The sequence below is a fragment of the Paenibacillus sp. J22P143 genome, assembly GCF_059692035.1.
In genome coordinates, this window is record NZ_JCAUAQ010000003.1 from 462,832 (window position 1) to 478,635 (window position 15,804).

15 protein-coding genes are annotated in these 15,804 nt (G+C 46.2%); 5 read left to right on the top strand and 10 right to left on the bottom strand.

Annotated elements, in window-relative coordinates; translation table 11 throughout:
• Positions 1-8: 8 nt before the first annotated feature.
• Complete coding sequence (gene cymR, locus AC58PQ_RS08895) at positions 9-428, bottom strand: cysteine metabolism transcriptional regulator CymR (RefSeq protein ID WP_497241598.1); 420 nt, start codon at positions 426-428, stop codon at positions 9-11.
• Between the two features lie 483 nt (positions 429-911).
• Here cymR and mnmA point away from each other — a divergent pair, with 483 nt between their 5' ends.
• The 3 genes from mnmA (at position 912) to AC58PQ_RS08910 (ending at position 3,424) form a co-directional block, all read left to right on the top strand.
• Entirely contained in the window at positions 912-2,000 is a 1,089-nt protein-coding gene (mnmA, locus tag AC58PQ_RS08900; RefSeq protein WP_497241599.1) for a tRNA 2-thiouridine(34) synthase MnmA, read from the top strand.
• An 88-nt stretch (positions 2,001-2,088) separates the two neighbouring features.
• Positions 2,089-2,772: an AlkZ-related protein gene (locus tag AC58PQ_RS08905; RefSeq protein ID WP_497241648.1), complete on the top strand. Its 684-nt coding sequence runs from the start codon at positions 2,089-2,091 to the stop codon at positions 2,770-2,772.
• A gap of 268 nt (positions 2,773-3,040) precedes the next feature.
• Positions 3,041-3,424, top strand: a complete 384-nt coding sequence (locus tag AC58PQ_RS08910) for a DUF3889 domain-containing protein (RefSeq protein ID WP_497241600.1) — start codon at positions 3,041-3,043, stop codon at positions 3,422-3,424.
• Here the strand turns inward: AC58PQ_RS08910 and AC58PQ_RS08915 are convergent.
• The 5 genes from AC58PQ_RS08915 to AC58PQ_RS08935 all read right to left on the bottom strand — a co-directional run bounded on the left by AC58PQ_RS08915 (position 3,419) and on the right by AC58PQ_RS08935 (position 9,507).
• Complete coding sequence (locus tag AC58PQ_RS08915) at positions 3,419-4,738, bottom strand: replication-associated recombination protein A (RefSeq protein ID WP_497241601.1); 1,320 nt, start codon at positions 4,736-4,738, stop codon at positions 3,419-3,421. The genes AC58PQ_RS08910 and AC58PQ_RS08915 overlap by 6 nt on opposite strands.
• Before the next feature lie 149 nt (positions 4,739-4,887).
• Positions 4,888-5,649 carry a tRNA threonylcarbamoyladenosine dehydratase gene (locus tag AC58PQ_RS08920; RefSeq protein ID WP_497241602.1) on the bottom strand — a complete coding sequence of 254 codons (762 nt, stop codon included), beginning with the start codon at positions 5,647-5,649 and terminating at the stop codon, positions 4,888-4,890.
• A 24-nt stretch (positions 5,650-5,673) separates the two neighbouring features.
• Positions 5,674-7,455 (bottom strand): aspartate--tRNA ligase, encoded by a 1,782-nt coding sequence (aspS, locus tag AC58PQ_RS08925; RefSeq protein WP_497241603.1) that lies wholly within the window; start codon positions 7,453-7,455, stop codon positions 5,674-5,676.
• Positions 7,456-7,498: 43 nt separating this feature from the next.
• The gene (gene hisS / locus AC58PQ_RS08930) at positions 7,499-8,764 is read right to left on the bottom strand and encodes a histidine--tRNA ligase (RefSeq protein WP_497241604.1); all 1,266 of its coding nucleotides are present in this window, start codon (positions 8,762-8,764) and stop codon (positions 7,499-7,501) included.
• A 434-nt stretch (positions 8,765-9,198) separates the two neighbouring features.
• Complete coding sequence (locus tag AC58PQ_RS08935) at positions 9,199-9,507, bottom strand: winged helix-turn-helix transcriptional regulator (RefSeq protein WP_497241605.1); 309 nt, start codon at positions 9,505-9,507, stop codon at positions 9,199-9,201.
• Positions 9,508-9,665: 158 nt separating this feature from the next.
• On the opposite strand from AC58PQ_RS08935, the gene AC58PQ_RS08940 reads away from it, so the two are divergent.
• Both AC58PQ_RS08940 and AC58PQ_RS08945 read left to right on the top strand, forming a co-directional pair.
• Entirely contained in the window at positions 9,666-10,058 is a 393-nt protein-coding gene (locus AC58PQ_RS08940) for a DoxX family protein (protein WP_497241606.1), read from the top strand.
• A 302-nt stretch (positions 10,059-10,360) separates the two neighbouring features.
• Positions 10,361-10,660: a hypothetical protein gene (locus AC58PQ_RS08945; protein ID WP_497241607.1), complete on the top strand. Its 300-nt coding sequence runs from the start codon at positions 10,361-10,363 to the stop codon at positions 10,658-10,660.
• A 94-nt stretch (positions 10,661-10,754) separates the two neighbouring features.
• Here AC58PQ_RS08945 and AC58PQ_RS08950 read toward each other — a convergent pair whose 3' ends face one another.
• From AC58PQ_RS08950 to AC58PQ_RS08965, 4 genes are all read right to left on the bottom strand, one after another.
• Positions 10,755-12,653, bottom strand: coding sequence for an FAD-dependent oxidoreductase (locus AC58PQ_RS08950; RefSeq protein ID WP_497241649.1), 1,899 nt, complete (start codon positions 12,651-12,653; stop codon positions 10,755-10,757).
• 200 nt (positions 12,654-12,853) lie between these two features.
• Positions 12,854-13,027, bottom strand: a complete 174-nt coding sequence (locus AC58PQ_RS08955) for a hypothetical protein (RefSeq protein WP_497241608.1) — start codon at positions 13,025-13,027, stop codon at positions 12,854-12,856.
• An 85-nt stretch (positions 13,028-13,112) separates the two neighbouring features.
• Complete coding sequence (gene dtd, locus AC58PQ_RS08960; protein ID WP_497241609.1) at positions 13,113-13,553, bottom strand: D-aminoacyl-tRNA deacylase; 441 nt, start codon at positions 13,551-13,553, stop codon at positions 13,113-13,115.
• 22 nt (positions 13,554-13,575) lie between these two features.
• A complete protein-coding gene (locus AC58PQ_RS08965; protein WP_497241610.1) occupies positions 13,576-15,762 on the bottom strand; it encodes a RelA/SpoT family protein in 2,187 nt (728 codons plus the stop codon).
• Positions 15,763-15,804 lie beyond the last annotated feature (42 nt).

A 15,804-nucleotide genomic window follows, 5' to 3' on the forward strand; every position in this document is an offset into this window, starting at 1 on the left:
GAGTCACCTTAAATGTAAAACATGTAGTTATCGTTTTTGCCTTTATCCTCGAAAGAAATCAGGTTCGCCAATGTTGTGGAGTCAAGAACTTCAGCTATGCTATCACGAATTCGAATCCACAAGTCCCGTTTAGCGGGGTCATCCTCTTCCGTAAAATCCACGGGGCTGATCGGTCCTTCAAGTACGCGAATAACCTCACCTGCAGTAACCTGCTCGGCAGATTTCGAAAGAATATAGCCACCGTAGGCTCCACGAATACTTTTGACTAAACCCGCATTACGCAATGGAGCTACAAGTTGCTCAAGATAATGTTCAGAAAGCTGATGTTTTTCAGCAATACTTTTCAGTGAAGTTGGTCCTTCACCCACTCGGTTGGCTAATTCCATCATGATCGTTAAACCATAACGACCTTTTGTGGAAATCTTCAAAATTAACACCTCATTCAACATGATCTGCCATCAAGGAGTCTGTATTTACCACAATAGAAAGTATAAGTTTTCGGATTCCGAATACATCTTTCTATTTGGCGATAAAACCTTCATCTCTCGGGGTCCCCACAAAGTAATCGGAATTTGCTTCGAAGCTTATCGTCACTTTGTGGGGTAGAATAGCGGTCGCTCATCCCTGAATTGCCTCGATAAAGGTTTTCTCATCGCTAAAACTTGAGATGCTTACCAACCTTGCTACCCACGCTTTAACACAGGGTCGTCCCTATCTAGGTAAACAGCGTTTCCATTTTTCGCAAAAACATTCCAAAACATCCGTATATCGTATCTATGTTATCACAAAACCCTTGAATTGTGGGGGAAAAACAATGACATTCTCATGAAATATTTTAATTTTGAGCAATAGGCATGTATAATAGTAGGTGTTTGGAAAAAGTCTTGCATGATAGAAAAGAGGTTTACGCTATGCAAACAAAAAAACGTGTCATCCTTGGGATGTCCGGAGGTGTCGATTCATCCGTTGCCGCGCTGCTGTTGAAGGAGCAAGGGTATGAGGTTATTGGCATATTCATGAAAAATTGGGACGATACCGACGAATTCGGTCATTGTACCGCAGAAGAAGACGCAGAGGATGTTAGACGGGTCTGTGACCAGCTCGACATTCCTTTCTATACAGTAAATTTCGAGAAGCAGTATTACGACAAGGTTTTTGCCTACTTCTTGGACGAGTACACCAAGGGACGCACACCGAACCCCGATGTCATGTGCAACCGTGAAATCAAATTTGGAGAATTGCTTCAGAAGGTACTCGATTTAGGCGGCGACTACATTGCTACCGGACATTATGCGCAAGTGAAGGAACAAGACGGTGAATTCGTGTTAATGCGTGGAAATGATTCGAACAAGGATCAAACTTATTTCCTTAACGTCCTTAACCAGGGTCAGCTTGCAAAAGCGATGTTCCCAATCGGTCATCTGCCGAAGTCCAAGGTACGTGAAATCGCTGAAGCAGCTGGCCTAGCAACGGCGAAGAAGAAAGACAGCACGGGGATTTGTTTCATTGGCGAGCGTGACTTCAAAACATTCCTCAGCCAATACCTCCCTGCACGCCCAGGCAACATGATCGATATCCGTAACGGTGAGATCAAGGGGCGCCATGACGGGTTGATGTATTATACGTTAGGGCAAAGACAAGGCCTGGGCATCGGTGGATCAGGGTCAGGTGAGCCCTGGTTCGTCGTGGATAAAAACTTGGAGACGAATGAATTGCTCGTCGTTCAAGGTGAGCAGCACCCTGGGCTTTACTCCAAGGGGCTGACTGCAACCGATGTGAACTGGATTTCTTCGAAAAAGCCAGAAGGTTCTTACACATGTACAGCCAAATTCCGCTATCGCCAAGCCGATCAAGGCGTTGTGATTACCCTGCGGGCAGACGGCAGCTGTGAAGTTGTATTTGATATGCCTCAGAAAGCGGTGACACCAGGCCAATCCGTTGTCTTTTATGATGGTGAGATATGTTTAGGCGGCGGTGTGATTGATAGTGTGCATAAGTAAGGGGTACTTGTAGAGTTACGTGCTCAATGAAAAGTGCCAAGGCAAGAGATAAGTGCGAAGATTAGTGTGAAGGAGAATGTATGTGGCGATGAACGAGGTAACGATGAAAGCTGATACGTATGAAGATGTGAAGAAGCTCGTTAAGGAAATTGGTATTCTCCCCCTCTCTTCGTTCATTCCTGAGCATCCTTCTCTTGAATCCTTGACGGTCCATGAGCAGTGGCATACTGGATTAGAGACAGATCCTTGGTTATGGCGCGATCGCCTTCCTGGGGATGGGCTAGCTGCCTATGGGCGATTTTTTGCCAAGAAGCCGTTGTTGATAGCTTCAGAACTCTTTCCGCTGATCAAAAACTTGTTAGAAGACCCTTACACAGTGGACGAGCGGTATTCCGATGGTGAGCTGTCCAAAGCCGCCGTTGACGTGTATCACGCCATTGCTGGGAATGAAGGCATCGATGTGAAAGCTTTGCGTGCTGCAACTGATTTGAAATCCAAGGAATCAAAGGCCGAGTTCGACCGTGCTCTGATCGACTTACAGAGTAAAGCCGACATCGTGATTGCAGGAATTAGTGAGCGACTAAATGCTAATGGCACGAAAAACGGATGGAACAGCACGTGTTATATGACGGCCTCACATTGGATGGAGCTGCATGGGATTGCGAAGAACACACTTCCAACACCTGAAGCTAAAGCTCAGTTACGTACACTGCTTCAGGAGCATTTTAGTGACTCTGCTGATAAGTATTTGGGGAAGATTTTTAAGTTATAAAGTGATGGAGCACAAGGGAGCACAGGGGTGCTCCTTTTTTGTTGGGCGAGCGGAATTAGTCGGATATATCCGAACTAAAATGAAGATTCCTCCTCGAGAAATACAATAGTCCGATTCTACCGAACTAATTCGCCAAATTTGGTTGTGTGGGAGCAAAAAAAAGCAGACTTTGGCAGTTCTCCCGATTAGCACGCACACTTTTGCTGTTATTTACCGCTCGCAACTTACGCATGTACGCTCCCGCCGTCGCACACGCTACTAGCGAAAGGTGGGAGCGATACTGAGCAAAATCATAGCTGTTTTACTCCTAATCGGGCTGAGCTTGGGTGTCTCATCGCCAGCAATTGCAGAGACGCACCAGCTAGGCAGCGGCGACCTTGCGGAAAGGGTTCCTGTACATGACCCCTCCTATGCGAAGTGGAGCCGTCTTGCTTTTCACGAAGCAGGCAAGGTATATACCTTGTTGGATTACAAATATATTGGAAAGTCCACCGTGGCCCCAGGTGTCGCTCAGCAGCAGTTCCGATTCTGGGTCAAAAAGAATGGTGCAGAGTTTCCACTCATCGTCTCGATTCGTTATGATCCCGTTACAGAAAAGGTATTCACAATTCTTATGGAACAAGAAAATAGAGGGACTCTACGGATTCTATGAATCTGTAGGTGTCCCTCTTCTTTTATGCTGATTCAGCTTCATCTTCTCTTCTGTACCCTGATTCGTTGCCGCAAAAATAACCTCATGTTGGATGTCATCCGGCAAGTATTGCTGGCGAACGAAATGCCCAGGGTAGTTATGCGGGTACATGTAGCCTTTATGACCAAGCTTCTCTGCGCCTTTGTAATGAGTATCGCGCAAATGCAAGGGAACTTCGGCTGATTTCACGCGCTCCATCAGCTCTTGTGCACGCATAATGGCGAGCGGAATCGAGTTGGACTTCGGACTCTCTACCGCGAATAAAATTGCCTGGGAAATGATGTACTTCGATTCTGGCCAGCCGATCTTATGGTAGGCATCCATCGCCGTGACAGACTGAACCATTGCCTGCGGGTTGGCGAGTCCAATATCTTCGCTGCAAGCGACGATGAGACGCCGCAGGAAGGTCATAGGATCCATGCCGAGCTTCTCAACGGCATATAAGAACCAGAACAGCGCGGCATCGCTTGAGCCGCGCACGCTCTTGTGAAAGGCGGACAAGACGTCATACTGCGTCGACTCGTCCGCTTTCACGATCGGGCGGCGGATCGACTCTTCCGCCACCTCGCGTGTGATATGAACCGTGCCGTCCGGTTCAGGTGAGGTCGTCAGCGCTGCGAGCTCCAGCGCATTCAGGGATCGGCGGATGTCGCCATTGGCCATCTGCCCGAAGTGCTCTAGCGCCTCCTCGTCCACGTGGAGGCGCATGAAGCCGAGCCCCTTCACGGGATCGAATATCGCTCTGCGCATGGCGATGAGCGCATGCTCCGCCGTCAGAGGCTCGAGCTGAAACAACGTCGAGCGCGACAAGAGGGCCCCGTTCACATGGTGAAAGGGGTTCTCTGTGGTCGCCCCGATGAAGATGAGGATGCCTTGCTCAACAGCAGGAAGCAGCGCATCCTGCCGCGAGGTGTTGAAGCGATGGACTTCGTCTAGGAATAGGGTCGTTTTGCGACCGTACATCGCTTTCGTGCTTTTGGCCAGCTCAATAATCTCGCGTACGTCCTTGACGGAAGCATCAACGGCGTTGAGCTTCATGAACTCACCCTGTGTGCGATTCGCGATAATGTTCGCAAGCGTCGTCTTCCCTGTTCCTGGCGGCCCGTAGAGGAGAATCGATGTGACTTGATCGGCCTCAATCGCACGACGCAGGAGCTTGCCTTTGCCAACGATTTGCTCTTGGCCAATATATTCGTCTAACGTTGTTGGCCGCATCCGATCAGCGAGCAGCTTGCCTCCTGGATCTTGTGAAGCCGCATATGTAAACAAATCCATGGTTAGTTTCCTTTACTTGGTGTTGAAAGTAGTAATCTTCATTATACTCCGCCCCGGAGGGCATGTCATGTGTCACCATCAAATTGACATTACGCTTCTCATTTAATCGCAAAAAAACGGACACCCATCATCGGGGCATCCGTTTTTCTTTACAATGATTTCTTCTTCGTACCGATCTCCAGCAATTCCTTCACAGCTGCACTCACCATGATAAGCCCTGCTACAGGGGGCACAAAGGAGTTACTAGCAGGCGGCTGCTGCGCCTTACGTCTTTCAGGTGCATCCGCAGGCACGATTTGTTCCGTAACGTCTTCCCTTGGTTTCATTGGTTCTTCCATCGAGAATACGACCTTCACGCCCTTCTTGATGCCTTCTTTACGTAATCTTTGGCGAATGACGCGTGCGATGGGATCCATACTTGTCTTGGAAATATCCGCAATTCTAAATTGCGTTGGATCCATTTTATTCGCAGCACCCATACAAGAAATCATCGGGATTTTACGATCGAGACATTGTTTAATCAGATGAATCTTGTATGAAATTGTATCACTTGCGTCCAACACATAATCGATTGGATACGCGAATACTTGCTCATACGTTTCCTCTGTGTAAAACATCCGAAGAGAGATCACATCGCACTCCGGATTGATTAAAAGGATGCGATCACGCATCAGATCAGCCTTAGGCTGACCTACCGTAGTCGTAAGGGCATGAATCTGGCGGTTGATATTCGTGATATCGACGACATCTTTATCGATCAGAATCAAACGTCCAACCCCTGATCTCGCTAAGGCTTCTGCCGCAATGGAGCCAACGCCGCCAATACCGAGTACGACAACTGTACTATTTTTCATAATTTCAAGACCCTCAGGGCCAATAGCTAATTCTGTTCGCGAAAATTGGTGAAGCATAGGAACACTTCCTCTTCAAGGTTCTTAGGCTTTGGCTGCAGGCTGCTTAAGCGCTAAGCGAATCGATAGTTGTTCTAGTTGTTTGTCGTCCACAGTTCCCGGTGCATCCGTCAACAAGTCTGTTGCACTTGCTGTTTTCGGGAATGCAATGGTTTCTCTCAGGTTCGTACGGCCTGTGATTAACATCACCAAACGGTCAAATCCGAATGCAAAGCCACCGTGCGGAGGTGTACCATACTCGAATGCTTCTAGCAAGAAGCCGAATTTCTCAACCGCTTCTTCTTTGGAGAAGCCAAGTGCTGCGAACATTTTCTCTTGTACCTCACGTTGGTAGATCCGCATGGAGCCGCCGCCCACTTCGTAACCGTTCAAGACAAGATCGTAAGCTTGCGCACGAATTTGACCTGGATCTGTATCAAAGAAGTGGATGTCATCTTCATTTGGACGTGTGAACGGATGATGTTCCGCCACATAGCGTTTCGCTTCTTCGTCATACCCAAGAAGTGGGAAGTCTACAACCCACGCATATTTGAAGACGGAGTCATCGATAAGACCAAGTTGACGACCAATTTTCAAACGAAGGTTACCTAGAACATCTGCAACAACCTTTTTCTTGTCAGCAGAGAATAATAGAAGATCTCCCTCTTCTGCTCCAAGACGCTCTGTCAATGCTGCGATTTCAGCCTCGTTGAAGAATTTCACGATTGGCCCTTTGAACTCGCCGTCTTTCACTTGAATCCAAGCAAGACCTTTTGCTCCATAACGCGCTGCGAATGGCAGCAGGTCGTCGATCTCTTTACGACTCCATGTGCCACAGCCCTTAGCATTAAGTGCTTTCACTTGGCCACCGCCGTTTACAACGCTAGCAAATACTTGCACACCGGAAGTTGAAACGATATCGGATACATCTTTCAACTCAAGGTCAAAACGAAGATCTGGCTTATCAGAGCCGTATTTCGCCATTGCATCTGCATGCGTAATCCGTTGGAAAGGACGTAGAATCTCCACATTTGCCGTTTCTTGCATCAATTTAACAACAAGCTCCTCAAGGATATCAAGAAGCTGATCCTGAGATAAGAAGGAAGTCTCGATGTCGACTTGCGTAAACTCAGGTTGACGGTCTGCGCGAAGATCTTCATCGCGGAAACAACGTGCAATTTGGTAGTAACGCTCAAGACCACTAACCATCAACAATTGCTTGAAGATTTGTGGGGATTGCGGAAGCGCGAAGAACTCGCCTGGATGCACGCGGCTTGGTACCAAGTAATCACGTGCGCCTTCTGGTGTGCTTTTCGTCAAGATTGGAGTTTCTACATCAATAAAGCCTTGGGAATCCAAGAAATTACGGAATACGTTCGATGCTTTGGAACGTAGCATCAACGTACGTTGCATTTCAGGACGACGCAGGTCAAGGTAACGATATTTCAAACGAACCGCTTCATCCACTTCAATGCCATCTTCGATAAAGAATGGAGGTGTTTTCGCCGCGTTCATGATTTCGATTTCAGTTACTTGGATTTCGATTTCACCTGTTGGGATGTTTTTGTTGACGGTTTCTGCGTCACGTTCAACGACTTTCCCTTTAACTGCAAGTACGTATTCATTACGTGCACGATCAGCAATCGCCAATGCGTCGCCAGAGAAATCCGGGCTATACACCGTTTGGATTAAACCACTGCGATCACGTAGGTCGATAAAAAGTAGGCCGCCAAAGTCGCGTCTTACTTGAACCCACCCGTTAAGTATTACTGTTTCGCCAACCTGGGCTTTCGTAAGCTGCCCGCAATGATGTGTTTTGAGCATCATAATTGTTTCATCCTCCTAGTAGTGTTCATTTTGGTGTACTTATCTATTCGAATAGTGTCTTTGCTGCATTTGAGGCAAGATCCACTAAACTTAGCGTGATTTGATTTCCAGTTTCCATCTTCTTCAACGTAATTTCGCCGCGTGCTAACTCATCGTCACCAAGTATCGCCACGTAGGTTGCTTGAAAACGGTCTGCGGATTTCATTTGAGCCTTCATCTTGCGGCCCTGATAGTCCTTCTCCGCCTTTAATCCTTGCACTCTTAGCTGGTGCAGAAGCTTCGTCACTTCTTTCTCCGCTGCTTCACCAAGACCAATCAAGTACACATCAAGCGGCTCAGGTTTCGGAATTTCAACCCCTTGTGCTTGCAGGACGAGTAGAATACGTTCAAGACCAAGTCCTAAGCCTACACCAGGTTGATCTGTTCCATGTCCGCCAATTTGCTCGACAAGACCATTGTAACGCCCGCCTCCGCCTATCGTGTCGATGGCACCAATCCCAGCTGCCTTATATTCAAACGCTGTGTGCGTGTAGTAATCAAGCCCGCGCACAAGGCGAGGATTGATACGGTATGGAATCTCCATCGCCGTTAAATGTTCTTGTACCTGTGCAAAGTGTGTACGACATTCCTCATCCAAGAATTCTAGGATATCAGGAGCGCCTATACCATGCTTTTGATCGATTTTGCAATCGAGAATCCGCATTGGGTTTCGATCATAACGAGATTGACAATCCTTACACAACTGATCCTTCACTGGAGCAAAAAATGCCTGCAACTGCTCACGGTAAGCCGTTCTAACTGCTGGTGTACCCACCGAGTTAACTTCCACGGTTACTTCTTTGAGCCCAATTTCTTTATAGAAGGTGTAACCAAGCGCAATCACTTCTGCGTCAATACTTGGGTCCACCGATCCGAATGCTTCAATACCGAACTGGTGAAACTGGCGGTATCTTCCTGCTTGCGGCTGTTCATAACGGAACATAGGTCCCACATAAAACAGCTTCGTAAGATCTGGGATCCCATATAGCTTATTTTCTACGTAGGCTCTAACGACACCCGCAGTTCCTTCTGGACGCAGCGTCATGCTGCGGTCGCCTTTATCAAGAAATGTGTACATTTCTTTTTCGACGATATCCGTCGTTTCTCCAACCCCGCGCGAGAATAGCTCCGTACTTTCGAAAATTGGCGAACGAATTTCTTTGTAGTTAAAACGTTGACACAAATCTCTCGCCTTAGTCTCGAGGTACTGCCACTTCTCCACCTCGCCTGGAAGAAGATCCTGTGTTCCTTTTGGCTTCTGAATACTCATCTAAGTAACCTCCCTTTATCTCTGCATACGCGCTCTTACCAAAAGCAAAAAATCCCCCATCCCCGACTTCCGTCAGGGACGAGAGATTTGAATTAACAATTCACCCGTGGTACCACCCACATTCAGCATACCTTGCTTCCTCGCTTACGCAAGCAAAAACAATTCTGCTCTTTGCGGTTAACGCCCGCTATTCGCACAACTGCTACTTAGCACATATTTCAAGCGCTGTTCCCAGTTGGTCCTCGGGGAGGTCTTTTCATTCGCTCATCATTGGAAGCTTGCAGCCTAGACTTCCTTCTCTGTACATGTGGGTGCGAATTACTGTGTCCCTTCAACGGATCACATTCTTATAGAATTACATTATGGTTATTGTAAACATTGGTAAGGGCAAAGTCAAGAGATAGTCGTTCCTAATAACTTGCCCCCTCATGTATTTAGGATAATGTGTCCGCCCATTTTTGCACTTCTTCCATAACGGGCTGAAGTCCTTTTCCTTTTGCCGTTAATTCATACTCAATTCGAACCGGCGTTTCTGGATACACATGTCGAATAATAATCTCTGCAGCTTCAAGTTCCTTGAATCTTTCAGAAAGCATGCGATCACTCATGGACGGGATGAGTACTGAGATATCCTTAAACCGCTTGGGCCCAGTTAACAGCACACTAATGATAAGTCCTGTCCAACGCTTTCCTAGAAGTTCAAATGCATTCTCGAATTTGGGACATAGTTGATAACCTTCCATCTTAATCATCTCCTCCGAGTTCTTGCATGAACACTTGCTTCATACATGTCCGTAAAACTATTTTATCATAGTCGCTTGACAAAAGTAAGTGACTCGTAATAATATACTAACATAAAGTAAGTATTTAAATAAAATATATCTACAGAGGAGATGTTAGTATGGCATTAGGACTTCTTATTATTCGTTTGGTGATTGGGTTAACGATGGCGGCACATGGTACACAGAAATTGTTTGGTTGGTTTGGTGGTTACGGACCTAAAGGTACAGGCGGATTCTTCGAATCCATCGGCATTAAACCAGGCGTCTTGATGGCTGTAACAGCTGGTTTAGCGGAATTAGCTGGTGGCTTACTCTTCGCCGCTGGTTTATGGACAGAAGTTGGAGCTGCTCTTATTATTATTACTATGATTATGGCGGTTATTAAAGTGCATGGCACGAATGGCTATTGGGTAAGTTCCAATGGATTTGAATACAATGCTGCTTTGATCGTGGTTGCCCTTGGGGTTGCGTTGATCGGAGCCGGTGATTACGCTATTGATGCTCTTATTTAAGTTGAAAGTAAATACGAAACCGTCCAGCTCAGCTGTGGCGGTTTTTATTTTGTGGTGCAAGAAAATAGCCTGCGGCACATGGCTGCAGGCTTTCAATAGTTTATATTTAAAAGGGGGTCGATAATTAGTATATCCTTCTTAGATTAAAGGAAGATGAAGCTCTTATTACAATTTCATTACACAGAATTATCGCATATTTTCAATCATTTTCATTTCGTTCCACTCGTATATTCATTCTGTTTTCACATATACATGTACTACAAGGCAGATGGCCTTGAATATAACATCTGGAGGCTGTAACAATGACACTACAAAACGAGTTTCAAGAGGAACGTCAAGATCTCGTGGTGCTTTTCTCTGAAGAATCCGAAACCGAAGCCGAAGTTGAAGCAGAAGAAGAAACTGATGACGACGAAGCAGCCGAAGAAGAGGCCATTGAAGAGTCGGATACTGAAGCGGAAGAAGCGGCTGATGAGGAAGAAGCCGAAGCTGAAGAGGCAGAGGAAGCTGAGGGCGAACAATCTTCTGACGAGGATCCAGTTACTGCAGAAGAGGATGACGCGGAAGCAGAAGCTGAAGAAGAAGCTGCGGACGAAGACTAAGAAATGTAACCGCAACCATTCACTCTCTCTTTGCCAACCACAAACTAAGAGCCTTACAGCCACATTCAATGCGGCAATAAGGCTCTTTATGTTGTTAAGGCTTACCTGTCAAACCAAGCTTAACGTCTCGAATCATCATATACGTGTCGCCATTTGTTAATTTTTGCTGATCTGCAATCCCCTTAACCGTTTCTGCTGTTAGCAGTTTACTCTCTAGGAGCTTCGCTTGCGCTTCAGCAGCTGTAACTTTCATGCCTAGGGCTTGTGTAAAGGTATAGCAAGCTTGCTCAAGAGTCAACGGTATTTTGTCCGCATTATCCAGCTTGGCAATAGCTTGATTCACATCCCCCGTAAACGCATCAGGTTTCATTTTCCGTGCCCCACCAACCACATTGACCATTCGCTTCGGATTGGCTGCTTCATCCAGACGGAAATTATTCGCGTATGCTCCGGATGCAAGTCCTAACATCAAAGCTGTTTTTACTCCCTCATATGCTTTATGTTCCATAAATGGTTGAGGTTTAATCGTTATTGGCTGAATTTCCATACCTTGCTTATTCAGCTGAGCCTGTAGCTTCGCGATACTTTCTTTCGACGTCGAAATCTGACGGAAGGTCTTATTCTCTGACTTCGCTAAGCTAGCTGCTGCTCCAGCTGCTTCTCCCTCTGCCATACCCGTTGGCATAACACGAGCGCTTCCGTGCGGAAGTGTGTCATAGCTTGCTGCTCGACCAACAACGAGTAATCCATCAACTTTCAGAGGAACGATACTTCGGAAAGGAATGGCATATTGCTTAGGCTTACACACGACATTGCCGGAATCTGTCGGGGATATCCGTTGGATGTCGACTGCATAGGAACCAAATCCAATCCGATCCCATTGGTCCACGTTTGTACAAACATCTACGATATTTAATCGATATTCGCCCTGCATATGACGTGTTTCCCTCACATAGAGCTCAGGTGCGGATCCATCCAATGCGATGGTAGCAAACTCAGGAAATGTTTTCTGCATGTACGCTACAATATTAGGCAACTCCTTATTGCCAATATCAAACGCTTCCTGAACCGACTTCGGATCTAACGTATCCACACCAAAAATTTGCAACGCATTAATAAGTACTGAATTGTCATTTTGCCTGCCCATATTAAAGCCTCTCATCTTGGCTCTCTCTTTGTTAATAGCCGGGTAGGCGCTCATTTCCCCATAACCGAATACACTTACCTCATTTACGCCAGTGTCTGGATTGTTATCTCCATTCAGACGTTGAGCCATTAGATTCCAAACCTCTGGCGTTACATTCTTCAGTCGAAAAGCTAGCGTTACCGCCATTTTAGATTTCGGATCTCCGATATCCTCATGCCCAATGGTAAACGGAACACCCGCCGCTGCTGCGAAATCACCATCTTGTGTGGCATCTATAACCGATAACGCTTTAACAACTTGTGTGCTGCCATTTTCAAGCGTAATCGTAGCGCCTTGCACGGCTGATTTATCCGAAGAAAGCAGTGGATCAATCTTTTTGGTTTTCATCAGAAGATCTATATTCTTTTCATTTTTCACTGCATTATAAAACGCATTTGCTGCGGTATTCACATCGAAGGAGTCTCCTTCTAGTTTGGCATACCACTCAGAGAAAAAACCTTTATTCCACACATCATCCTTACCTAGCAAGTTCTTACTCGTGGAATAATTCATATCAAGGGAATTGATCCAGCCAAGCGTCATCAATCCGCCTAGAATCTCGCGATCCCGACCATCGACAAGCAACGTGCTTAATCCATTCCGAGCTGACGAAACCGCAGCTGCTACGCCTTCTGGATCCGTACCAACGACAATTACATCATAGGCATCTTTTGCCTTCTTCACCGATTTCACTTCTTCAAGGGCTTGTTGCTGCCCACTACGTCCTTTGGAGCTGTTATGGTGATTATATTGATAGTACATCGCGGCCGTTGCAGCCAGCAGCGTAAGTACAATCAATATGCCCATCAACCATAGCCATCCTTTGGATGTGGATTTGTTGCGATTTGAATTTACCATTACGACGTAAGCACCCACCTTATCTCCTGCATGTCTTACCATAATTCCATACGCTAGTTTACCACAATTTGTAGTGGTAGAGAAATTATGCCCGTTTCACAAATAAAACCACGTAGGGCTGACGATCAGCACACACGTGGTTTTATGAATTACCGAAACGATTTTTTAGGAATACTCTTCATTTTTTCTTGATCAGAAGTGAATTCCGCACTTATTTCAACATCCGCAAATGCAGAAGCTTGACTCATCCGTTCAGCTATAGAGGTATGGAACAATTGCTGGACCGGAGCAGTCATGATTTTTTCTTTGATAGATTGACGCATCTGTAGGCTCCTAACCGCTAGTTTATACTCTTTTAGTATAACCAGTGGTCGAGCTGCCTATCCCAAATCCTTCACCATAAAAGGTTTATTTACTATCGATAATTAAGGTAACAGGTCCCCAATTCGTTAGGGAAACGTCCATCATTTCACCGAATGCGCCGGTTTCAACCTGTAAACCCTGTTCCCTGAGCAAGCTATTAAATTGATGATACAACGGCTCAGCTTGCTCAGGTCTTGCAGCTGACATGAAATTCGGACGCTTACCTTTGCGACAATCACCATACAGCGTAAATTGTGACACGGAAAGAATCGCTCCACCTATCTCCATGACGGAAAGATTCATTTTACCGGTTTCATCCTCAAAAATACGCAGCCCCGCCACTTTATCTGCGAGGTATTTCGCATCCTGCTCCGTGTCTTCATGGGTAATGCCAACTAGCAGCATCAGCCCCTGGTCGATCTGACCGATGGTTTGATTATCAACGGTTACTTCCGCACGTTTACAGCGTTGAACAACTACTCTCATCGTCCCTAAATCTCCTTACATGCTAGCTCTGCATAATGCGTTGAACGGAATATATGTCTTTGACACGTTTTATTTTTTCTACAACAGACTGTAGATGATCGATATTTTTAATCAAAATGGTCATATGAATCGTCGCCATTTTATTTTTATCGGAACGCCCCGAAACAGCTGAAATCATGGTCTTGCTCTCGGATACGGCTTGAAGCACTTCGTTTAAGAAGCCGCGGCGATCATGGCCCGTAATCTCAATCTCTACATTGAAATTGGATTCCACAGCCTCTGCCCAGTCCACTTCGATAACCCGTTCTTCCTCACCCATACTCGTCGGAATGTTCGTACAATCCGCGCGATGGACAGACACCCCGCGTCCGCGGGTGATGTAGCCAATAATGAGATCCCCAGGCACTGGATTGCAGCAACGAGCAAAACGTACAAGCAAGTTATCTACACCTTTAACACGCACACCGTTCGTAGGACGGCTTTTACGTTCTGCAACAGCTGGAGCTTTAACCTCTTTTACTTCGCTGCTCAGCTTAATAACCTGGGCTTCTTCCTGTTCCTTGCGAAGCTTCTCTGTAAGCTTGGTACATATTTGAGCGGCCGTAATGCCGCCAAAACCAACAGCTGAGAGCATGTCTTCAATATCGCTAAAATTGTATTTTTTCGCTGCTTCCAGCAATTTATCGTCACTCATTAGGGTCGGAGGATCAATCGCTAACCGTTTAAGTTCACGTTCGATCATATCCTTGCCTTTTTCAACATTCTCCTCGCGCTTTTCTTTCTTAAACCATTGCTTAATTTTATTGCGTGTGTGCGAGGATTGTGCGATTTTGATCCAATCTTGACTTGGCCCATAGGAATGCTTGGACGTTAGAATTTCAATGATATCGCCGGTCTTAAGCTTATGATCGAGCGGAACGATCCGCGAATTGACTTTGGCACCAATGGTACGATTCCCGACTTCGGTATGAATGCGATAGGCAAAATCAAGCGGAACTGAACCTGCCGGTAGCTCGATAACTTCCCCTTTTGGCGTAAAGACGAAAACAAGATCAGAGAAGAAATCCATCTTCATGGATTCCATGAATTCCGAAGCATCATTCGTTTCATGCTGAAGCTCTAGAATTTCACGGAACCAGCTCATTTTATCTTCGAAGGTGCCTGATGGAACCACTGAACCGCCTTCTTTGTAAGCCCAATGCGCCGCGATCCCGAACTCGGATGTACGGTGCATTTCCCACGTACGAATCTGAACCTCAAGAGGCTCACCTTTCGGACCAATAACGGTCGTATGCAAGGATTGATACATATTGGGCTTCGGCATCGCAATATAATCCTTGAAGCGTCCAGGCATCGGTTTCCATAACGTATGAATGATTCCCAATGAGGCATAGCAGTCCTTAATGCCATCAACAATGACACGCAGAGCCATCAGGTCGTAAATTTCGTTAAATTGCTTGCCTCGGGAGCTCATTTTCTTGTAAATACTGTATAGATGCTTCGGTCTTCCCGAGATATCCCCTTGAATCCCCATCTCATCCAATTTCTCTTTGATGCTGTGAATCACATCTTCAATATATTGCTCACGCTCAGTTCGTTTCTTCTGCATGAGATTGACGATCCGGTAGTATTGCTGCGGATTCAAATAACGGAGGGCAATGTCCTCCATCTCCCATTTGATCGTGGAAATACCGAGTCGATGTGCAATCGGACAGAAAATCTCCAGCGTTTCCTCTGCAATGCGGCGCTGGCTTTCTTCCGATTGATACTTCAATGTCCGCATATTATGCAGTCGATCCGCAAGCTTAATCAAAATAACGCGAATATCCTGCGCCATCGCGACGAACATTTTGCGGTAATTCTCGTTCTGCTGCTCTTCTTTGGATTTGAACTTAATGCGCTCCAGCTTCGTCAAACCATCAACGAGCATCGCACACGTTTTCCCGAATTTATCTAGAACAATTTCGAGCGAAACTGTTGTGTCTTCAACAACATCATGCAGAAGCGCAGCGATCACCGAAGTGACATCCATCTGCATATTCACCAATATATCTGCAACAGCGAGTGGATGCAGAATATAGGGCTCACCTGATTTGCGCACTTGGCCATGATGGGCTTCATCCGCGAATTCATAGGCCTCCCGAATCCTCTGCAAATCATTCTCTTTCAGATAGGTGGCGGCCTTTTCCAGCAGCTGCTCTATACCCATGCATCTACCCATTCCCTTTAGTCGATTTTTATCCATTATGCC